Annotated in this window: 23 protein-coding genes; 11 read left to right on the top strand and 12 right to left on the bottom strand. The window is 53.6% G+C overall.

Annotated elements, in window-relative coordinates:
* From QMG44_RS07570 to QMG44_RS07535, 8 genes are all read left to right on the top strand, one after another.
* Nucleotides 1–348, top strand: a complete 348-nt coding sequence (locus QMG44_RS07570) for a hypothetical protein (protein ID WP_281853021.1) — start codon at nt 1–3, stop codon at nt 346–348.
* A 27-nt stretch (nt 349–375) separates the two neighbouring features.
* Nucleotides 376–594: a hypothetical protein gene (locus tag QMG44_RS07565; protein WP_281853020.1), complete on the top strand. Its 219-nt coding sequence runs from the start codon at nt 376–378 to the stop codon at nt 592–594.
* Between the two features lie 52 nt (nt 595–646).
* Nucleotides 647–1,876: a baseplate J/gp47 family protein gene (locus QMG44_RS07560; protein ID WP_281853019.1), complete on the top strand. Its 1,230-nt coding sequence runs from the start codon at nt 647–649 to the stop codon at nt 1,874–1,876.
* Entirely contained in the window at nt 1,857–2,483 is a 627-nt protein-coding gene (locus tag QMG44_RS07555) for a hypothetical protein (RefSeq protein WP_281853018.1), read from the top strand. Before QMG44_RS07560 ends, QMG44_RS07555 begins: the two co-directional genes overlap by 20 nt.
* Nucleotides 2,480–4,249, top strand: coding sequence for a pyocin knob domain-containing protein (locus tag QMG44_RS07550; RefSeq protein WP_281853017.1), 1,770 nt, complete (start codon nt 2,480–2,482; stop codon nt 4,247–4,249). The genes QMG44_RS07555 and QMG44_RS07550 overlap by 4 nt, the downstream gene beginning before the upstream one ends.
* A 10-nt stretch (nt 4,250–4,259) precedes the next feature.
* A complete protein-coding gene (locus tag QMG44_RS07545; protein WP_281853016.1) occupies nt 4,260–4,757 on the top strand; it encodes a tail fiber assembly protein in 498 nt (165 codons plus the stop codon).
* A gap of 375 nt (nt 4,758–5,132) precedes the next feature.
* Entirely contained in the window at nt 5,133–5,372 is a 240-nt protein-coding gene (locus QMG44_RS07540) for a DNA polymerase V (protein WP_281853015.1), read from the top strand.
* Between the two features lies 1 nt (nt 5,373).
* The gene (locus QMG44_RS07535) at nt 5,374–5,760 is read left to right on the top strand and encodes a S24 family peptidase (RefSeq protein WP_281853014.1); all 387 of its coding nucleotides are present in this window, start codon (nt 5,374–5,376) and stop codon (nt 5,758–5,760) included.
* A 301-nt stretch (nt 5,761–6,061) separates the two neighbouring features.
* On the opposite strand, the gene QMG44_RS07530 is transcribed toward QMG44_RS07535, so the two are convergent.
* The 4 genes from QMG44_RS07530 to QMG44_RS07515 form a co-directional block, all read right to left on the bottom strand.
* Complete coding sequence (locus QMG44_RS07530) at nt 6,062–7,759, bottom strand: NAD-dependent malic enzyme (RefSeq protein WP_020884079.1); 1,698 nt, start codon at nt 7,757–7,759, stop codon at nt 6,062–6,064.
* A gap of 176 nt (nt 7,760–7,935) precedes the next feature.
* The gene (gene sra / locus QMG44_RS07525; RefSeq protein ID WP_013096533.1) at nt 7,936–8,073 is read right to left on the bottom strand and encodes a stationary-phase-induced ribosome-associated protein; all 138 of its coding nucleotides are present in this window, start codon (nt 8,071–8,073) and stop codon (nt 7,936–7,938) included.
* A 95-nt stretch (nt 8,074–8,168) separates the two neighbouring features.
* On the bottom strand, nt 8,169–8,384 hold the full coding sequence (gene bdm / locus QMG44_RS07520; protein WP_020884080.1) for a biofilm-dependent modulation protein: 216 nt from the start codon (nt 8,382–8,384) through the stop codon (nt 8,169–8,171).
* A 231-nt stretch (nt 8,385–8,615) separates the two neighbouring features.
* A complete protein-coding gene (locus QMG44_RS07515; RefSeq protein ID WP_281853075.1) occupies nt 8,616–9,467 on the bottom strand; it encodes a Vmh family MBL fold metallo-hydrolase in 852 nt (283 codons plus the stop codon).
* A 111-nt stretch (nt 9,468–9,578) separates the two neighbouring features.
* Here QMG44_RS07515 and QMG44_RS07510 point away from each other — a divergent pair, with 111 nt between their 5' ends.
* Complete coding sequence (locus tag QMG44_RS07510) at nt 9,579–10,454, top strand: LysR family transcriptional regulator (protein ID WP_281853013.1); 876 nt, start codon at nt 9,579–9,581, stop codon at nt 10,452–10,454.
* A gap of 23 nt (nt 10,455–10,477) precedes the next feature.
* On the opposite strand, the gene QMG44_RS07505 is transcribed toward QMG44_RS07510, so the two are convergent.
* Complete coding sequence (locus QMG44_RS07505) at nt 10,478–11,437, bottom strand: hypothetical protein (RefSeq protein WP_086532483.1); 960 nt, start codon at nt 11,435–11,437, stop codon at nt 10,478–10,480.
* A gap of 127 nt (nt 11,438–11,564) precedes the next feature.
* On the opposite strand from QMG44_RS07505, the gene QMG44_RS07500 reads away from it, so the two are divergent.
* Entirely contained in the window at nt 11,565–11,993 is a 429-nt protein-coding gene (locus QMG44_RS07500) for an OsmC family protein (RefSeq protein WP_050736852.1), read from the top strand.
* 77 nt (nt 11,994–12,070) lie between these two features.
* Here the strand turns inward: QMG44_RS07500 and QMG44_RS07495 are convergent, their stop codons facing one another.
* The 3 genes from QMG44_RS07495 to QMG44_RS07485 all read right to left on the bottom strand — a co-directional run bounded on the left by QMG44_RS07495 (nt 12,071) and on the right by QMG44_RS07485 (nt 13,913).
* Nucleotides 12,071–12,490 (bottom strand): hypothetical protein, encoded by a 420-nt coding sequence (locus QMG44_RS07495; protein WP_020884084.1) that lies wholly within the window; start codon nt 12,488–12,490, stop codon nt 12,071–12,073.
* Entirely contained in the window at nt 12,468–12,860 is a 393-nt protein-coding gene (locus QMG44_RS07490; RefSeq protein ID WP_086532484.1) for a polymorphic toxin type 44 domain-containing protein, read from the bottom strand. The genes QMG44_RS07495 and QMG44_RS07490 overlap by 23 nt, the downstream gene beginning before the upstream one ends.
* Nucleotides 12,861–13,007: 147 nt before the next feature.
* On the bottom strand, nt 13,008–13,913 hold the full coding sequence (locus tag QMG44_RS07485; protein WP_086532485.1) for a LysR family transcriptional regulator: 906 nt from the start codon (nt 13,911–13,913) through the stop codon (nt 13,008–13,010).
* A gap of 153 nt (nt 13,914–14,066) precedes the next feature.
* Between QMG44_RS07485 and QMG44_RS07480 the strand changes: the two genes are divergently transcribed.
* Nucleotides 14,067–14,816: an SDR family NAD(P)-dependent oxidoreductase gene (locus QMG44_RS07480; protein ID WP_020884087.1), complete on the top strand. Its 750-nt coding sequence runs from the start codon at nt 14,067–14,069 to the stop codon at nt 14,814–14,816.
* A 29-nt stretch (nt 14,817–14,845) separates the two neighbouring features.
* Here QMG44_RS07480 and QMG44_RS07475 read toward each other — a convergent pair whose 3' ends face one another.
* Genes QMG44_RS07475 through QMG44_RS07460 form a run of 4 tightly spaced genes read right to left on the bottom strand, consistent with a single transcriptional unit; the run spans nt 14,846 to nt 18,666 of the window.
* Complete coding sequence (locus QMG44_RS07475) at nt 14,846–15,775, bottom strand: ABC transporter ATP-binding protein (protein WP_086532486.1); 930 nt, start codon at nt 15,773–15,775, stop codon at nt 14,846–14,848.
* Complete coding sequence (locus tag QMG44_RS07470) at nt 15,768–16,754, bottom strand: ABC transporter ATP-binding protein (protein WP_086532487.1); 987 nt, start codon at nt 16,752–16,754, stop codon at nt 15,768–15,770. The genes QMG44_RS07475 and QMG44_RS07470 overlap by 8 nt, the downstream gene beginning before the upstream one ends.
* Nucleotides 16,751–17,647, bottom strand: coding sequence for a D,D-dipeptide ABC transporter permease (ddpC, locus tag QMG44_RS07465; protein WP_020884090.1), 897 nt, complete (start codon nt 17,645–17,647; stop codon nt 16,751–16,753). Before ddpC ends, QMG44_RS07470 begins: the two co-directional genes overlap by 4 nt.
* A complete protein-coding gene (locus QMG44_RS07460; RefSeq protein ID WP_014170162.1) occupies nt 17,644–18,666 on the bottom strand; it encodes an ABC transporter permease in 1,023 nt (340 codons plus the stop codon). Before QMG44_RS07460 ends, ddpC begins: the two co-directional genes overlap by 4 nt.
* Nucleotides 18,667–18,683: the final 17 nt, after the last annotated feature.

The following is an 18,683-nucleotide window of genomic DNA, read 5'->3' as shown; positions in this document are numbered from 1 at the left end:
ATGAGAACATGGGGGCGCGTCACGGACGCGAACGGCAAAAAACAGTGGGTGGCTGTGGAGTCAGATGCGAATGGCGATTTTTCCTATGGCTGGCTGACGACGCTGATTCAGACGCTGAAGCTTAACCTGGGTGAGTCACCGTTTTACGCGCAATACGGCATACCCGGACAGCAGTCGATTGTTCAGCAGATCCACCCGGATTATTACGTCAACATGACGCAGCAGCAGTTTTCGGGATATTTTGCATCACTTTCTATTTCAAAAGTTAGTGGTGCTAAAAATCCCACTTATAGCATAGATGTAGTCTTCTTAAACGGCGTAAGCTACTGCAAACAAGTTGCTGTATAAAACAGAGTCAGTTAACGGAAAAAAAACATGAAATTTATCGTCGCCCTTTTTCTTGCCTCATTATTATCCGGGTGTGTCATAAAAGAGCAGAGCAATACACCTGCGAGGCAGCAACAAGCTATAGCACCAGCACCACCAGAGCCGGTACTTGAATTACAAGCCAATGGGCTTACTGCGGAGCAAAACCAATTGCTTGAAAAAATGCGAAAAGATATGGCAGAAGAAGCTGCGAAGAATAAACCCTGAATTTAGTCAGTAAAATAGCCCGCCTAATGGCGGGTTTTTTTATGGAGAATTTATGTCTGATTTACCCATAATTATGACTTCGGCGGGTGCACAGCCCACGCCACCTAAAACCCTGCTGGCAACATTAATCAGTAACGTCGCACAGAAAGTGCCTGGATATACCGCTAACCTCCCGGCTGGACTGATAACGGATCTCGCCAGTACAGCAACGGGAGCGCTGGCATTAATAGACCAGGCCAGAGTTGATCTCATCAACTCGGTTTCTCCCTATGGTGCAAACGAGTTATTACTCCTTCAACTGGGGAATATTTATGGTGTGACAGAGGGCACAGGCTCAAACACGTCTGTTTATGAAGTATTTAGTGGCCCACCGGGATTCGTTATCCCAAAAGGGTTTGTGGTGTCAGACGGTAACTTTCAGTACACCGTGCAGACGAACACGGTTATTCCCGCTGGTGGTCAGACTTCACCTGTGTATTGTCTGGCGGCTTCACCGGGCACCTGGGCGGTACCTGAAGGATCCGTCACCCAGATTGTTACCTCTGTTCCGGCCAGCCAGCCGATCACGTGTACCAACCCTACAGCTGGCCTGCCGGGATCTGATAAACAAGATATCGCTTCATATCGTGCACAGGTGATGCAGTCCGGCATGTTCGCCGTTCAGGGTACCCCTGACTGTGTGGTGGCTTCACTGAAGCAGGTTGGGGGAACACAGGACAACCTCCTCAGCTACCGGCAGGTGCAAACCGACAAATGGGTGGTTGTCGTCGGAGGCGGTGATCCCTACGAGGTGGGGTACGCCATTTATAAATCGGTCCCGGATATTTCACGCCTCACTAACGACGTTGTGAATCCATCTGGTGATCCCGTCGATAAACGTACCATCCAAATCACCGTCTGGCCTGATGTTTACGATGTGCCATATGTTGACCCGGTTTCCCAGAATGCCCAGGTGTTTATTGAGTGGAATACAGTCTCGACGGCATACGTTGATCCTGCTGGTGTGAAAAACGCCGTCAGCCAGAACATCGTCGATTACGTCAATGCAATCGCCGTTGGCCAGCCGATCAATATCTTTGAAATTCAGGATATTTTCCTGCGCTCAGTATCCGCGCTGGTGCCGCCGTCGCTGATATCGATGATCGACGTTGAGATAGGTATCAACGGCACCATTGTTCCCCCGGAAACCGGGACGAATCTCGTGTATGGCGATACCTACAAATATTTCTCAACCTCTCCCGCACTCATTCAGGTAACAAAACATGGTGACACCGGTCCTTAAAATTCTCCCTGCCTACCCGTTTGTGCAGTACCGGGATGATGAAGACGTGGCGGCATTTTTCGACGCCTTCAATGAACTGGCGCAGCAGTACCTCGACTCCCTCAACAATCTGAACCTTCCCTGCTGGACATCGCCCTCGATTACGGGGGAGCTGCTGGACTGGATAGCAAAGGGGATTTACGGTGAGGAGCGGCCCGTCGTCATGATATCGAAAGAGGCTGTGGCGAAGGGTGCATATAACTCGATTGAGTACAACGCGCTGGCCTATGCGAGGCTGCGCCGCTATGTACCAGGCATTACGGAATATCTCCCCGACGATTATTTCAAACGGATCCTGACCTGGAATTTTTTCAAAGGCGACGGGTTTCATTTTTCGCTGGAGTGGCTGAAGAGAAGGGTGGCCCGGTTCATTCATGGCGCCGCCGGAATTGACCCGCCGGTACAGCACACTTTTGACGTGAGCATTACCGTTGATAACGGCACGTTCAGCATCGTCATTCCAGAGTACGGAAACGGCGTGGGTAATTTTCTCAAAGCGGCAATAGACCAGCGCCTGGTGAAGTTGCCGTTTATTTATCACTATTCAACCTCGGTGGAAGAACAATGATTTTAGGATTTGGCAATAACGTTGTCTCCGCGCTGGCATCCGAGATAACGGCATCACAAAAGACCATTCCGGTCATGCCAGGCACTGGCGCTAAATTTGAGGCGCTGCTGACGCAGGACAATGCGAACAGCTCAACGGATCTCAAAGCGTTCGCCAAAATAACACTGACCGATTCAGGTGAAACAGAATTCGAAATCTGTCATCTGCTCTCCGTCAGCGGTGACGTGCTGTCTGTTTTGCGCGGCCAGGAGGGGACAGCAGCAAAAGGCTGGATGCTGAACGATGTCGTGGCGAACTTCGCGACGCGCGGCTCGGAGAATCAGTTTGTGCAGGTCGATCACCTTCAGAGCGGGTTTTACTGCGCAGGTGTGGCCGGTGGCTCTGCCAATGCGCTGACGCTGAGCCTACCGTCATCATTCTTCCTGAATGGTGCAACTGACTGGATGTTGAGAACGCCCGTAATCGTTTACCCGACACAGAATAATACAGGGGCCGCAACGCTGCAGTTGACGATGGGCGGTGTGGTGCTCGGGACATTCCCGCTGTACAAAGGCGACAAGAAGCAGCTGGTTGCTAACGACATTCTCAAAGACGTGGCGCTGGTTTGTCTGCTGGACATCAGCAAAACGTTCTTTAACGTGTCGAACCCAGGGGCCATCTATGCCGGGCTGGGCACTGCGGCATTTTTAGACGTTACAACCTCAGCGCGTGATACAACGCCTAATCGTGTCCTTAAGACTGCCGATTATGGCATTGGCCGTGCGATCGGTACTGTCACCACGGGTATCGATTTTAAAAGTTTTGCATTTATCCAGGGTGAACATCTGTTCGTCAAAATGGATACCTGTACAAACATCCCGGCAGGGCTTAACGCCGCGACGTACTACTACATTTTCGTGAAGGGAATGCGGGACAGTGACGGCTCTCCGTGCATCGAGCTGGTGAAGTATGACACTCCCTCTGAGGTGTGGAATGCTTATGGTGCCGGAGCGGCCGGAAACCGAACCTGGTCGCTTTATCGTTCTTATAACTCAGGGTACAAACAGACTGCTGAGGATATTGGCGCGATGCCGTATTTCGGTACCGCGCTGAGTGTGGACCTCAATACGCTGGGAGCCTACAGCGCAGCTGGTGTTCACTATCAACCGACCAATGCAGGTGCAACGACAGCAAACCACTACCCGGTTGCAGAGGCCGGAGCGTTACTGGTACTCCCCAGTGCCTACGGCTGCCAGCAGGAATACACCACGTTTGGCACGGGGAGGAAATTTTTACGCGGGTTAAGCGGGGCATGGAATGGAACAAACGGCCCGTGGGGAAACTGGAACGAGCTGTATGGACCGACAAATCCCAACGAAATAGTCAGTACATCAGCAAACAGCTACCGCATTGTATACGGAGACTACGGTGCATTCTGGCGACAGGACGGTGGACATCTGTATCTGATGTTGACTAATAGCGGAGACCAACACGGCAATTACAATGCCCTGCGTCCGTTCTATGTAGACATGGCAACGGGCTACCCGGTCATGAGCAGACTTTCACTTACTGATTACACCGACTTTGACGCCCGCTATAACGCTAAATATCCAGCCCAATTCCGCGTAGGTGCAAGGGTAACGTATAAAGGCAGCGACTTTTTCAGCCATGTGCCACAAGGGGCAGTCAATATTAACAACATGACCGATGGTGATGATCGTATCAATGGCGTTCAGTACGCCTATCTGCAGTACAACCTGAACGGCAACTGGGTCAATTTTGCGTAAGGAAAACTGGATGAAAAACTTAGGAAAGTTCAAACGATACGAACCCGAGCCACCGGAGATTCCAGGGGCTATATACGTTAAAAATGAAGACGGAACTGACTGGTACACCATAGCCTGGGACAAAGAGCGTATCGCGGGGAATATCTACGCCGGCACAGACGATGAGGGAAATATAGTGTGCGTCACAGATGACGGTAGCGCCCTGTTCCCCGTCGATATGACTGTCTGGGAAATACCCGCAGACGAAGCGCCAGAGGGAATACTGACCGATGGCTATAACGCCAGAATCATTGATGGTGTCTACTCTCTCGATCCATTAATCATTGCCAGAGATACGCAGTCCCGCTTGCTGAAAGAGGCTGAAGATACCATTCGATATCTCGAACGAGCCGTTAAGCATGGTATGGCGACAGAAGAGGAAACCGTCAGTCTTGAAGCATGGGAAAAATACAGTGTGTTGGTGAGCAGGGTAAAACCCGGAGAGGACTGGCCGCTAAAACCTGAGTAACTGGTGACAGCGCTAATCTTCAGTTGAGCCGGTGCAAAGGGGGTCACTGAAGAAAAGCACCATCATGGGCGGTGGCGTTAACATGACAGATTGCAGCAACTCAGGGGATGGACATGAAAACGCCACCATTGGAATGGCGGTGCTTCTGTGGACTGCCTTCTGCTCGGGAGAGGAGAAACCAAAAGCACCGCCAGTCTGGTAAACCGGCAGGAATCCAGACACGGCGATTTTCTAAACGGTTTTCTTTGATGTCAACGTGCTACTGAATTTTCCCATTTTTTATACCGTTATAAAAAAGTGCATAATTACGGATTGACGGACTTTTTTACAAATTTATACTGTGTATACATACAGTATAAATTGACGGGGATTTTTATGCCGCGCACATACGAAATTGAAGCCGCGTTTCGCAAGTCAATAATTATAGAGCCGAGTGGAAGACGAACTGTCACAACTCAGACATTCGTTGAGAATCTGAAAGCAGTTAACTGGCATTGGTCTATGAGGCAGGCAAACATCTGGATCGAAACATACATCACGACGTTTAGGGATATCTCGGATCAGGAAGGAGAGGGGCGAACTTTTCAACTGTTCAATCCGAACGGAGGGTTGTGACATGGGATTCCCGAGCCCGGCTACAGACTACATTGAAGAACGTATATCACTGGACAAGCGCCTCATATCTCACCCCAGCGCGACGTATTTCATGCGATCGGCAAATACTTACTGGCGGGCCGGTATACAGCAGGGAGCTCTGCTGATAGTGGGCCGTTCGGCGACGCCATGCGACGGCTCTGTGGTTGTTTGTCGTCTGTCAGGGGAGTTTCACATACGCAGATTTAGGACGCACCCATACCGGCATTTTGAGCACCTTTCCGGCGACGGTCGACGGGAGAAAATAGATCCTGAGTGGGCTGATGAAAACGACGGGATTTTTGGTGTGATTATGCATGCTGTAAACGACATGCGAACGATGGAATTTGACGATAATCCGATGATGTAAGGGAAGGGATAGAGGGTACATTTTGGGGGCAAATTTGGGGGCAGAAAGCGGGAAGGGGCAGAATTTGGGGCAACACTTTTGCTGCTATTTTACGCTATTGTCTGCTGAGGGGAATTTGTAACTCATTGATTTAGCTTTAACTGATTGATTTTAAAGCGAACAAAAAAAGCACAATATAAAAGGCCTCCTTATATATTCAGTAGGTTAATGGATGAAGGCAGTGTAGCGGGGATTTTACGGCCCGGCAAGCGCGGGCAGAATGGCAGGCCGGGAGGCATGATTGCCTGACCCGGCCTGTTCTTTAGATAGACGTTCTGCGATAGCTGCGGTATTCCGGCATCCAGAAGTTGTCGTCAATGGCCTGCTGCAGCGCATCGGCGGAGGTTTTCACCGCCACGCCTTGCTGCTGTGCCATTTTTCCTACTGCGAAAGCGATCGCACGGGACACTTTATGAATGTCTTTCAGCTCTGGTAACACCAGGCCTTCACCGTTATTCACCAGCGGTGAGTGTTTCGCCAGGGTTTCGCTGGCGGACATCAGCATTTCGTCGGTAATGCGTGACGCACCGGACGCGATAACCCCCAGACCAATCCCCGGGAAGATGTAGGAGTTGTTGCACTGGGCGATCGGATAGGTTTTATCCTTCCACACCACCGGGTCGAACGGACTGCCGGTTGCCACCAGTGCGTTACCTTCGGTCCAGGCGATGATGTCCTGCGGCGTTGCTTCTACACGGGAAGTCGGGTTAGAGAGCGGCATCACGATAGGGCGTTCACAGTGTTTGTGCATTTCGCGAATAATCTCTTCGGTGAAGAGACCGGTTTGCCCGGAAACGCCGATAAGAATGTCCGGCTTCACGTTGCGCACCACGTCCAGCAGGGAGAGCACCTCGTTGTCGGTATCCCAGTTTTTCAGGTTCTCGCGTTTCTGAACCAGTCGGGTCTGGAACGGCAGGAGGTTAGGCATACCGTCGGTCAGCAGGCCGAAACGGTCAACCATATAGACGCGGGAACGGGCCAGTTCTTCACTCAAGCCCTCGCGCTGCGTCTGAGCAATAATCTGCTCGGCAATACCGCAGCCCGCAGAGCCTGCGCCCAGGAAGACGATTTTCTGGTAGCTCAACTGGCTGCCTGCCGCACGGCTGGCGGCGATCAGCGTCCCAACGGTCACGGCGGCGGTGCCCTGAATGTCGTCGTTGAATGAACAGATGTCATCGCGGTAGCGGTTCAGCAGCGGCATGGCGTTTTTCTGCGCAAAGTCTTCAAACTGCAGCAGCACGTTCGGCCAGCGTGCCTTAACGGCCTGGATAAAATCATCAACAAACTGATAATACTCATCGTCGGTAATGCGCGGATGACGCCAGCCCATGTACAGCGGATCGTTGAGCAGCTGCTGGTTGTTGGTACCCACATCCAGCACTACCGGCAGGGTGTACGCCGGGCTGATACCCCCACAGGCGGTGTACAGGGAGAGCTTACCGATTGGGATCCCCATTCCGCCAATGCCCTGATCCCCGAGGCCGAGAATACGTTCCCCGTCGGTCACAACAATGACCTTGATGTTGTGGTTCGGCACGTTCTGCAGAATATCGTCCATATTGTGACGGTTCTGATAAGAGATGAATACGCCGCGGGAGCGACGGTAGATCTCAGAGAAACGTTCACACGCCGCACCCACCGTTGGGGTGTAGATCACCGGCATCATCTCTTCGAGGTGGTTCTGAACCAGGCGATAGAAGAGGGTTTCATTGGTGTCCTGAATGTTACGCAGGTAGATGTGCTTGTCGATTTCAGTCTTGAAACCCTGATACTGGATCCACGCACGTTCAGCCTGTTCTTCAATGGTTTCCACCACTTCGGGCAGCAGACCAAGCAGGTTGAAGCTGCTGCGCTCTTCCATGCTGAAGGCGCTGCCTTTGTTGAGCAGGGGGAATTCCAGTAAAACCGGACCGGCATAAGGGATATATAAGGAACGATGTTTTTTCAGTTTGTTGTCCATGTCACTCACTCTTTTTTTGAAGATCCGTCCCTGACACTGCTGTTTGTCATCTTTCTGGCCTGTGCGGTGGGGTGCGGTCAGGCGGTATTATAAAGGAGCTAAATGTTAATTACCGCAACACATAAACAAAAACACCATCGGTTTTGCCGATGGTGTTCAGGATCTCTTACTGGAACTTACTTGCCAGCGTGGCGTTTTCTGCCGGTGGCATGGGTGACTTGCGTTTCACTGTCGCCCTCAATCACCACTTTACGTTGGTTAGAAAGCTTGTAGTTCAGTCCCAGAATATGGCGTGCCTGACGGTTCGATTTCATCTTTACTCCTCAATCCTGTTGATAGTTTTAAGGACAAGTTTGCTTACGCAAACGAAATGTAACCCCTTAGGTTGCAGATCCAGCTTAGCAGGTTTTTACAAAGAGGCATTCTGTCCACTGACCACGTAGTTAATGGTCTGTTGGTAGATGTCACTGAGGATGTCATTGTCTGTGGATTCCACCCATTTGGTCAGTTCCATCAAAATGTCATCTTCAGTCACAGCACCGTGTTCGGCGTGAAGACCCTGTGCGATCGCGTTAACGAGTTCAGGTTGTGCTGCTGCAGTATTTGCCGGGTAATAAGTAAACATGCTGCCTCCGTGTCGTTGTCTGTGTAATGGTACGGCTCGCAAAAAATGTAATTCACAAACAGAATGGCAAATATTTTCCTTGCTGTGTCTAAGATTCATCTTAGAAATAAAAATGACATAAGTGCATGCTTTTAGACACTTTTAGAAATGGAGAAATAATAACAGGGGACGAGGGGGGATATTTTGATGCTGCTCCTGCTATCCGAGAAAATAGCAGGAGCAGAGATTAATTTACCATTTCATTTCGCCGGTATTCACTTTCGCACTTAATTCCAGCGAGCTCTCTTCGGCCAGGCCCGGATACGCTTTTTTCATGGCGCTAATGACGCCAGCAGAATCTTTGTGATTAGCCAGCGTCTGCTCGAACCGCTGCAGATATTCACGGGTAAAATCGATAGCGCCGGTACCTGACGGTGGCGTCCCCAGATAGTGACCCGGGATCACGCGCTCAGGTTTGTGCGCCGCCATGTTTTCCAGCGTATCCTGCCACTGCTGGCGACGCGGCCGGGTCTGGGTATCGGCCGTCCACAGATGGATGCCCCATGAAACGCCCGTGCCGCCAAGAATCGTCTTCGCTGACGGGATCCAGACATAGGCCGCGTAGCTGTCTGGCTGTTCAATATCGATTTTCTCACCATCAACCATAAACGTGGTGGAGGTCAGCACCTGGGGAACGATCAGCGTTGTTGGCGCGCCGTCTTTCATCTGTGGGCCCCAGAAGGCCAGCTTGGCATCTTTGGTGGCCTTGATATGGTCAACCACCTGCTGAGTCGCCACGACTTTCGCATTCGGGAATGCTTTAACCAGCGGCTGCAGACCAAAGTAGAAGTCAGGATCGCCGGAGGTGATCACAATCTTGTTCAGGGTTTTACCGCTGCGGCGAATTTTCTCCACCAGTGCTTCACCGTCTTTCACGCTGAACTGCGCGTCAAACAGGACGGCCTCTTTCGGGCCAGACACCAGCGTCGACGAGACCGCAAAAATGCCTTTCTCCTGCGGGTTCCAGGTATCAATGGTCAACGGTGCGGCGAAGACCGCCGGCGTGAAGAGGGTGCATAGCAGTGCAAGGCGAGTGAGCTTCATCATCATGTCTCTTTTTATCAGGAAAGACCCTATTGTACCGAACTCTACATTTGCCAGAATTCCTGAAACAAGACATGCTTAGTTTCATAAATCGAGCAAATGGAGCGTTATATGGATCGCGTTATTGCCGCACAGGTCTATAACCGGATTTGCGAGCTGGGAAGTTTGAGTGCCGGAGCCCGTGCGCTGGGCATTTCCCGGCCCATGGTAAGCCGTTATCTTGAGCAGATGGAGAAGTGGGCGGGGACCCGGCTGGTGAACCGCTCAACGCGCAAGCTGACGCTGACCGCAGCAGGGGAAAAGGTACTGCAGAAAACGCGTACCCTTTCGCAACTGTCGCAGGAGATTGAAGGCCAGTCGGAGAAAGATTTACCTTCCGGCACCTTACGGGTAGCCTGCGCGCACTTTACCGCCATGCACATGATTGCGCCGGTACTGCCCGGGCTGCTGGCGCGTTATCCGCAGCTCAGAATTGAACTGGATGTGAATAACCATCCCGTGAGTCTGGTGGGCGAGCGTATTGACGTAGCCGTGCGTATTACCGATAACCCGGAGCCGGGGATGATTGCCCGCAGGCTGGGTGAGTGCCGTTCGGTGCTTTGCGCCTCGCCGGACTATCTTGCGCAGCACGGCACGCCCGTGACGCCTGAGGATTTGGCGCAGCACAATTGCCTGCATTACAGCTTCTTCGCGGGTCAGTCGTGGCATTTTGTGACGCTGGAAGGCGAAAGCGTGAGCGTCGCGGTGAGCGGCAATCTTAGCGCCAGCATCTCGTCGTTATTGATGGACGCGGCGGTTAAACATTGCGGTATTGCAATGCTGCCCGAGCACGAAGCGCAAGGGGCGCTCGAGCAAGGGCTGCTGGTCCCGGTGCTCACAGACTTAGTGCCTAAGCCGCTCGCCATTCACGGGATTTATCAGTCGCGGGAATATCAGCCTGCGGCCCTGCGCGTCTTTCTTGATGAAATTGCAGGGCATCTGAACTGATGCCCGCGCAGTGAGCCTGTGGCTTATTTCGTCGTCAGCCAGGGCGACGTCGTGCTCCAGAAAATAATATCTGCGCCGAGATACGCTTCTGCGAACTGAACAAACTCATCTTTGGTGAAGGGCTTGCCGGTAGCCGGGTTTCGGTAGGTGAGCGTGGGCTCCTGAACGGCCATGGCGACCAGCGGCAGTTTGTTTTTATACTGGTTAAAGAACGGATAGGCGTTTTTCATTTGCGCCTTGCGGTTGGGAACAATATCCGGTCCGCCAAGCCCGATATTATGGGCACTGGCGTATTCAAACAGCCGCCCCATGTAATTATGGTCATTGTTCCATTCACACGGCCAGAAGTTCACATACTGTACGACATGGGATTGCGTGAAAACCTTTCGCGCAAAGGCGAGGTTTTCCATTTCTCCGGCAAAATAGTTGTCGCACGAAAATCCTGTCGGCGGCTTTTTCTCATCAAGGTCAATCGCGGTTTCCGGTAAGTTCACACCGTAAACCTGGCCATCAAAACGCTTCGCCAGGGCTGCCAGTAAGGCCTGATACCGTTCACGCACGGCAGGATCCCACTGCCGGGCTACCCAGCCTGAACCTGTTGGTTTCCCTTCACCAGGATTGTCAAACTGCGGAGAAATACCACCGCTGTACTTTGTGTCTGCCATCAGATAATCAGGGACATACCGGGCATCTTTTTCGAAGAAGCGATCCTGAATTTGAATAAACAGCTTTTTATTGCTGACCTTCAGGCGCGCCAGGTCTCGCTCTATGGATGAGAAGTCATATCTGTTTTTCTCCGGCTCCAGTGCACGCCAGTTATAAACGATCTGCGCGCCACCGATATCACGACGGGCGATAAGCGCGGCGGCGGCATCAAGGTCGCCCGAGCTGGTATAGATAAAATTCTCCGGCGTGCTGGCAAAGAGGGGTAGCGTCACGGCGAGCGTGGCCAGCGCCACGACAATCCTGGTGTTTTGCATCATAGGCCTTTCCCTTTTGATGGTTCGAAGTGATGTATCGCATCAGTGCCAACCAGAATACTCTGTGTTCCAGGACGCGTCAGATCTCTGGTCTATACTTAACCCTTTGTAAGCCAAAAGGAGAGCAAGAATGACAATTCATAAGCACGGTTCAGCACACTGGTCTGGCGATATTAAACGCGGAAAAGGAACTGTTTCTACCGAGAGCGGCGTTCTCAATCAACAGCCTTACGGCTTCAACACCCGTTTTGAAGGCGAAAAAGGGACCAACCCGGAAGAACTGATTGGTGCCGCACACGCAGCCTGTTTTTCGATGGCACTGTCGCTGATGCTGGGTGAAGCAGGCTACACCGCCGATTCCATTGATACCACCGCCGACGTGTCACTGGATAAAAAAGAGGGCGGTTTCGCCATTACGAAGGTCGCACTGCAGAGCAAGGTTACTGTCCCTGGCATTGACCCTCAGCAGTTCGATGGCGTTATTCAAAAAGCGAAAGCCGGCTGCCCGGTTTCCCAGCTGTTGAACGTGGAAATCACGCTGGATTACACGCTCAATTAAACCAAAGCTCATTAAAAGCCCTCATGCGCGCAGCTGTGCGCATGAGGATAGGTGTATTTTGGGTAGCAAAAAGAACCTTAACGCGTGCCGGTTGCGTTAAGGCTGATAATGGGCATGATGGCCACATTACCTGCGTAAAAGAGATCTGAATTCGTAAACGAATAAACACGCCCGGTGAGGTTTACATTGACGTGAGAGCCGTAGCCAGAGATTTTGGCGTCGCCAGTGTCAGCTACCATAAAGGGTGAGCGTTTCTTCAGGTGCTCCAACAGATTATCCTGCAGTTTTGTGTCCAGGTAATAGCGATAAACATCTGAAACCGTCGCACCCCCGCCTTTGTACTTTGTAACGTACAAATAGACCTCGGGTGTAATTTGTTGTTGTGAGTAAAGGTCATCATCCGGTGGCTGGTTTGCAAAATACTGAAACCCTACAAAAACCAGCAGCGCGGCAGTTAGCGCTCTGTGCAGCCACTTAATAACCGTGCTGTTTGGCATAATCTATTCCCTGTTTAATCCAAAACTGGTCATGAGGGTCATCCCCATAAGGTAACTCACCGTACCATGTTCCCCATTGCGGCTTCGAAGTTCCCGCCCGGCTTTGTGCAAAACCCGCGCCCATATACAAGGTTGCTTCTGATATCCCTGCTGCAAACCCGGTGGCCCCATAATTAAAATTACCAAAATTAGCCAGGTCACGGCGTTGCTGTTTGTAATCCCACGGGCCACGATTTTTGACCTGTTGATAGAACCAGTAATAGGTTTGCGGTAGCGCCATATTCCGCCCTGCGCCATGCGTGCTAGCTTCACGCATATTGCTATCAATTAACCTTGTGCCTCCACTCGGCATTTGTGGCAATACAGCCATAACGTCATCCTTAAAGTTTGATTTTTGGTTAGATATCAACCCATTATCCGCACCAGGTCAATAAAAAACGCTGAATTAAAGGATAGAGATAAATGCATTAGCACCGGATTTTCATGGACTATAAAGTTTATCCGTACTTTGCTCCGGCTATCCCTTCAGCGCGGCAGGAAACACCTCTGCCAGCCAGGCGATAAACACTCTCAGTCGATGTGTCAGATGCCGGTTCTGCGGATAAACCACATGAAACGGATAAGCGTCAGGTCGCCAGTCGCTAAGAATTTCAGTTAACGACCCCGCCTGTAAATGCCTGTTTGCCGAATACTGAAACGTCTGAATAATGCCTAAACCTGCCACCGCCGCCGCCAGATGAGCGTTGCTTTCATTCACCCCAAGGAAGTGCGGAACGCTTATCTCCAGCCTTTCCCCCTTTTCCCTGAAGCGAAACGGGAACGCCCGACCGGTGACGGGAGAAAGGTAGCTAATCAGCTTATGGCCATTGCACAGCTCCCGCGGATAGGCCGGTACGCCATGATGTTTTAAATAATCGGACGTCGCGCAGGTGACCATTTCAGCGTCGCCCAGATGGCGGGCAATAAGGGAGGAGTCGTCCAGAGGGCCGCCGCGGATCACGCAGTCAACGTTACCGCTGATCAAATCCACGGGCCGGTCGGCCACGCCAAGATCGATGCGTATTTCCGGATAACGCTGCATAAATTCCGGGAGCAGGGGGATCAACACGTCGCGCGCGGTTGAACCGCCCACATCCACGCGCAGATGGCCTTTCGGCGTCGCGCGAGAAACGCGAAACGACGTATCAATATCTTCAATATCAATCAGCACCCTGAGCGCTTTTTCATAGTACCCGGCACCTTCCGGTGTGGTGACTACCCGTCGTGTCGTGCGATGTAAAAGCCGGATCTCCAGGTGCGCTTCGAGCGATTTCACCAGCTTGCTCAGGGTGGCGATAGGCATATTCAGAGAATCAGCCGCACGCGTAAAACTTCCGGTTTCCACCACCCGCGTAAATGCGCGCATTGCCATGAGCTGGTCCATTCGTACTCCGGATTATTTCCACCTGTGAATAGTGATTTTCATTTTTGCCCGTTTTTCATTAATCCTGCAACCGATAGAGTTTATTCAACGCAAGCGAAAACCTCTTCAACCGTTTTTGCGGGCATCCTGAAAACATGATTAAAGGTGAATAGTATGAATACGTCTCTCGCAGGTAAAATTGCCCTGGTTACGGGCGGCAGCACAGGTATCGGTCTCGCCACCGCGCAGGAACTGGCGGCCCAGGGCGCGAAGGTTTATATCACCGGACGTCGTCAGGCGGAACTGGACGCTGCCGTTGCACAAATTGCCACCGCGGCGGTCGGCATCCGTGCGGACGTCTCTCAACTTTCCGACCTCGATAAAGTCTATGCACAGATTGCAAAAGACGAAGGGCGTCTGGATATTCTGTTCGCCAATGCGGGTGGTGGCGACATGCTGCCGTTAGGCGCTATCACTGAAGAGCAGTTTGACCGCATCTTTGCAACCAACGTTCGCGGTGTACTGTTCACCGTGCAAAAAGCGTTACCGCTGTTATCTGCCGGATCGTCGATCATTCTGACCGGATCCACGGTGTCCATTAAAGGAACCGCAAACTTTAGCGTATACAGCGCCAGTAAAGCCGCCGTGCGCAACTTTGCCCGTTCGTGGGCGCTGGATTTGCAGGGGCGCGGTATTCGCGTCAACGTGGTGAGCCCGGGCCCCATCAAAACCCCGGGGCTGGGTGACCTAGTGCCGGAAGAACATCGTCAGGGGCTGTATGACGCGCTGGCCGCCCAGGTGCCGCTGGGACGCTTAGGCGCGCCGGGGGAAGTGGGGAAAGCGGTGGCGTTTCTGGCCTCAGATGCAGCAAGCTTTATCAACGCCACCGAACTGTTTGTCGACGGTGGAATGGCGCAAATTTAAACGTGAAACAGCGCCACCCTGCGTGGCTATTAGCTCAGATTGCGCCAGCAGCGCACGCTACAGCCCTCAACTGAAGGCTGTAGCGACTGCGGGCGCTCGCATCCTTGCGCTGCCTGCGGACAGCGGTCCCGGAAATAACAGCCGGTGGGAAGGTGACGATTGCCAGGAAGCTCTGTTTTACGCAGCGCCAGGTTTTCATCCAGCGGTTCACCGGTTCTGGGAACGGAATCAAGCAGCAGCCGGGTGTAGGGATGGCGCGGCCTGACAAGCACCTGATCGGTGGTTCCCAGCTCCACGATCTGGCCCAGATACATCACCGCCACACGATCGCTCATGTGTCTGACTACCGAGACGTTATGTGAGATCAACACATAGGTGAGGTTCCGTTCCTGCTGCAGTTTTACCAGCAGGTTGAGGATTTGCGCCTGCACGGAAATATCCAGCGCGCTGGTGGGTTCGTCGAGCACGATGATGTCTGGATTGGACGACAGCGCCCGGGCGATAGCAATACGCTGGCGCTGCCCGCCCGAAAAGGCATGCGGTAGCCGGTCAAGGTATTCCGCACGAATACCCACCTGTATCGCCAGCGTCTCTGCCAGCTGGCGCCGTTCGCGTTCACTGCTGCGTTTTTGCACCCACACCGGCTCGGTGATGATGCGCCACACCGGCAGACGCGGGTCGAGGGAGGAGAGCGGGTCCTGAAAAACCATCTGCATGCCGCCCGCGTGATGCGTCCGCTGATAGTCGCCGGTGCTGGGCCTGAGCATGCCCATCAATAGCTGTGCCAGCGTGCTTTTCCCGCAGCCGGATTCCCCAACAATGCCCAGCGTTTCGCCGCGACGGATCTGCAGGTCCAGCCCATTGAGGGCATGCACCTGTTCCGTGACGCGGCCCAGCCAGTTTTTGCGCGCGGGAAAGTTGACATGCACGCTATCCAGTTCAAGCAAAATGTCAGACATGGTGTTTCTCCCGTTGCGGGTACCAGCAGGCAGCCATCTGGCCCTCTGCACCATTGGGAAGCAAGCGCGGTGCCTCACCGCATTTCGTCCCGGCGGCAAAGCAGCGCTCGCGGAACGCGCAGCCTTGTGGAAGCTGGCTGAGATTAGGCACCGTGCCGGGAATGGCCGGAAGCAACTCGCGCGGCGCACCATTTTCAGGTGCACATTGCAGCAGACCGATGGAGTAGGGATGAACGGGATGGTGGATCAGCGTTTGCGTGGCACCGCTCTCAATTACGCTTCCTGCGTACATCACATACATCCGATCACAGAGCTGGGAAACCACGGCCATATCGTGGCTGATAAACAGCACCGAGGTTCCGCTGGCCCGCGCCTTGTGCTTCAGCAGACGCAGTACCTGCAGCTGCACGGTCACATCCAGCGCCGTGGTCGGCTCGTCGGCGATGATAAGTTCAGGCTCGCAGGAGAAGGCAAGGGCGATCATCACCCGCTGACGCATGCCGCCGGAGAGTTCAAACGGATAACGCGCCATCACCGCTTTCGCGTCCGGGATTTGCATCTCCTCCAGCAGGGCAATCGCTTTTTGCTGCGCCGCGCGACAGTCGAGCGGCTGATGCTGGCGGATCACCTCCACCATTTGCTTACCAATCCGCCGCGTTGGGTTCAGGGCGGTCATGGGCTCCTGAAAAATCATCGCCACTTTTGCCCCGCGCCACTGGCGAAGCTGTTTTTCCGATGCGGTCAGAACATCTTCTCCCAGCAATGTCACCTGACCGTGATGAATTCGGTAGCTGCCTTCCGGCAACAGGCGCATAGCGAGCATGGCGGTAACCGACTTCCCCGACCCCGACTCGCCCACTACGCCGACAATTTCGCCCCGTTTAATCTCCAGCGAGACGTGGTTCAGCGCATGAACCTCACCGCAGTATATCGGGAAACTCAGATGTAAATCCTCGATGGTTAAAACCGAGTCGGTCATGACTGTTTCCCTCCTGATTTCGGATCCAGCAGGTCGCGGATGCCGTCACCAAAAAGATTAAAGCCCACGGCGGTAATCAAAATGGCCGCGCCAGGAAAAGCGCAATACCACCACTGGTCGAGTACATAGTTGCGCCCTACGGCAACCATCGCGCCCCATTCGGCGGTGGGTTGCTGTGCGCCCAGACCGATAAAGCCCAGCGTGGCGGCCATCAGAATGGCGCTGCCAATATCCAGCGAAGCCTGCACAATCAGCGGCGGCAGGGCGTTGCGCAGAATATGCCAGCTGATTAAATGCCAGCGTGATGCGCCGAAGGTGCGGGCCGCCTGAACATAGGTAAACTGGCGCACGACAAGGGTTTGCCCGCGAGCCAGACGCACGTAAAACGGAATACGTACAATCGCGATGGCGAGCATTGCGTTAAACAGGCTCGGCCCCAGCGCCGCCGCCAGCGCCATGGTCAGCACCAGCGAGGGAATGGAGAGCATCACGTCCATAATGCGCATAATAATGGCGTCGCCGCGCCCGCCCAGCACGCCAGACAAACAGCCCAGCAGCGAGCCAATACCACCCGCAATCACCACGACGGCCAGCCCCGCGCTGATCGACTGCTGGCTGCCGGCGAGCACCCGGCTGAACAGATCGCGGCCAACCTCATCGGTGCCAAACCAGTGTTCGGCAGACGGAGCCTGCAGACGCGCGGTCAAATCCAGCGCATTGGGGTCATGCGGCACAATCCACGGTGATGTCACCATCAGCAGGAGCATCAGGATCATGATCGCGGCGCCAATCAGCGTGAGGGGACTTTTACGCAGCATCCAGAACAGTTTTGCCCAGTTGATGCCTGCTTTCGCTGTTTTAACCGGGACGGGCGTTTCCTGAGTCAACATCATTCGGCACCTCCGCGCCCGATTCGCGGGTCAACCCACAGATAGAGCAGATCGACCACCAGATTAACCAGCACATAGGCCAGTGAGACCACTACCGCGAAGCCCATGACGGCAGGGAAATCGAGTGCCTGAATAGAGGTGACGACCCAGGCGCCCATTCCCGGCCAGGCAAAGACGGTTTCGGTGAGGACTGCGCCATACAGCAGATCGCCCAGTGCCAGTCCAAGCACGGTAATCGACGGGATCATCGCATTGGGCAGGGCATAGCGCAGCACGATGTACCAGCCGGGCAATCCGCTGGCGCGTGCGGTTCGTATGTAATCTTCACTGAGCTGCTCCAGCATGGCCGAGCGAACCTGACGCGCCACAATGCCGAGATGAACAAATGCCAGCGTCATCGAAGGTAAAATCAGATGCTGCAGGGCATTGAAAAAGACCTCCCCGTTGCCTTCCAGCAGCGCATCCACGAGATAAAAGCCGGTAACGCGCGTCGGTGGATCGAGCCAGTCGTCAAGCCTTCCGCCGCCCGGCAGAAGTTGCAGATGCCCGTAGAAGAGGACAATCACCCCCAACCCAAGCCAGAATGCGGGCGTTGAAATGCCCGTCATCGCCATTAACCGCACCAGATGATCCAGCCAGCGGTCACGGTAGACCGCCGATAAAATCCCCAGCGGCACGCCGATAACCAGCGCCAGCAGCAGGGAACAAAAAGCCAGCTCCAGGGTGGCCGGGAAAAAGGCTTTCAAATCTTCCGCGACCGGACGTCCGGTGCGGATAGAGGTGCCTAAATCGCCATGGGCCAGGGCATCCACATAGCGACCAAACTGGATATACAGCGGTTGATCCAGCCCCAGCTGCTGGCGGATGCCTTGCACAATGTCGTCGCTGGCGCGGTCTCCGGCCAGCAGGCGGGCCGGATCGCCGGGGATCAGGTGTGAAATAATAAAGGTGATGATACAGACACCGGCCACCACCAGGATTAACCCCCAGCAGCGCTGGCGCACAATGCTCCAGAACGTCATACACTTTCCCCCGGCGA

Source organism: Enterobacter sp. 200527-13, from assembly GCF_027924865.1.
In the GTDB taxonomy this organism is placed as follows: Bacteria; Pseudomonadota; Gammaproteobacteria; order Enterobacterales; family Enterobacteriaceae; genus Enterobacter; species Enterobacter ludwigii.
Note: the sequence above shows the minus strand (reverse complement) of the source record. Positions and strands in the feature narration are given on the sequence as shown.

What these genes read in the sequence shown, in the direction of transcription:
- QMG44_RS07570 (WP_281853021.1), top strand. Translation starts at nt 1, where the DNA reads ATGAGAACATGGGGGCGCGTCACGGACGCGAACGGCAAAAAACAGTGG.
- QMG44_RS07565 (WP_281853020.1), top strand. Translation starts at nt 376, where the DNA reads ATGAAATTTATCGTCGCCCTTTTTCTTGCCTCATTATTATCCGGGTGT.
- QMG44_RS07560 (WP_281853019.1), top strand. Translation starts at nt 647, where the DNA reads ATGTCTGATTTACCCATAATTATGACTTCGGCGGGTGCACAGCCCACG.
- QMG44_RS07555 (WP_281853018.1), top strand. Translation starts at nt 1,857, where the DNA reads ATGGTGACACCGGTCCTTAAAATTCTCCCTGCCTACCCGTTTGTGCAG.
- QMG44_RS07550 (WP_281853017.1), top strand. Translation starts at nt 2,480, where the DNA reads ATGATTTTAGGATTTGGCAATAACGTTGTCTCCGCGCTGGCATCCGAG.
- QMG44_RS07545 (WP_281853016.1), top strand. Translation starts at nt 4,260, where the DNA reads ATGAAAAACTTAGGAAAGTTCAAACGATACGAACCCGAGCCACCGGAG.
- QMG44_RS07540 (WP_281853015.1), top strand. Translation starts at nt 5,133, where the DNA reads ATGCCGCGCACATACGAAATTGAAGCCGCGTTTCGCAAGTCAATAATT.
- QMG44_RS07535 (WP_281853014.1), top strand. Translation starts at nt 5,374, where the DNA reads ATGGGATTCCCGAGCCCGGCTACAGACTACATTGAAGAACGTATATCA.
- QMG44_RS07530 (WP_020884079.1), bottom strand. Translation starts at nt 7,759, where the DNA reads ATGGACAACAAACTGAAAAAACATCGTTCCTTATATATCCCTTATGCC.
- sra (WP_013096533.1), bottom strand. Translation starts at nt 8,073, where the DNA reads ATGAAATCGAACCGTCAGGCACGCCATATTCTGGGACTGAACTACAAG.
- bdm (WP_020884080.1), bottom strand. Translation starts at nt 8,384, where the DNA reads ATGTTTACTTATTACCCGGCAAATACTGCAGCAGCACAACCTGAACTC.
- QMG44_RS07515 (WP_281853075.1), bottom strand. Translation starts at nt 9,467, where the DNA reads ATGAAGCTCACTCGCCTTGCACTGCTATGCACCCTCTTCACGCCGGCG.
- QMG44_RS07510 (WP_281853013.1), top strand. Translation starts at nt 9,579, where the DNA reads ATGGATCGCGTTATTGCCGCACAGGTCTATAACCGGATTTGCGAGCTG.
- QMG44_RS07505 (WP_086532483.1), bottom strand. Translation starts at nt 11,437, where the DNA reads ATGATGCAAAACACCAGGATTGTCGTGGCGCTGGCCACGCTCGCCGTG.
- QMG44_RS07500 (WP_050736852.1), top strand. Translation starts at nt 11,565, where the DNA reads ATGACAATTCATAAGCACGGTTCAGCACACTGGTCTGGCGATATTAAA.
- QMG44_RS07495 (WP_020884084.1), bottom strand. Translation starts at nt 12,490, where the DNA reads ATGCCAAACAGCACGGTTATTAAGTGGCTGCACAGAGCGCTAACTGCC.
- QMG44_RS07490 (WP_086532484.1), bottom strand. Translation starts at nt 12,860, where the DNA reads ATGGCTGTATTGCCACAAATGCCGAGTGGAGGCACAAGGTTAATTGAT.
- QMG44_RS07485 (WP_086532485.1), bottom strand. Translation starts at nt 13,913, where the DNA reads ATGGACCAGCTCATGGCAATGCGCGCATTTACGCGGGTGGTGGAAACC.
- QMG44_RS07480 (WP_020884087.1), top strand. Translation starts at nt 14,067, where the DNA reads ATGAATACGTCTCTCGCAGGTAAAATTGCCCTGGTTACGGGCGGCAGC.
- QMG44_RS07475 (WP_086532486.1), bottom strand. Translation starts at nt 15,775, where the DNA reads ATGTCTGACATTTTGCTTGAACTGGATAGCGTGCATGTCAACTTTCCC.
- QMG44_RS07470 (WP_086532487.1), bottom strand. Translation starts at nt 16,754, where the DNA reads ATGACCGACTCGGTTTTAACCATCGAGGATTTACATCTGAGTTTCCCG.
- ddpC (WP_020884090.1), bottom strand. Translation starts at nt 17,647, where the DNA reads ATGATGTTGACTCAGGAAACGCCCGTCCCGGTTAAAACAGCGAAAGCA.
- QMG44_RS07460 (WP_014170162.1), bottom strand. Translation starts at nt 18,666, where the DNA reads ATGACGTTCTGGAGCATTGTGCGCCAGCGCTGCTGGGGGTTAATCCTG.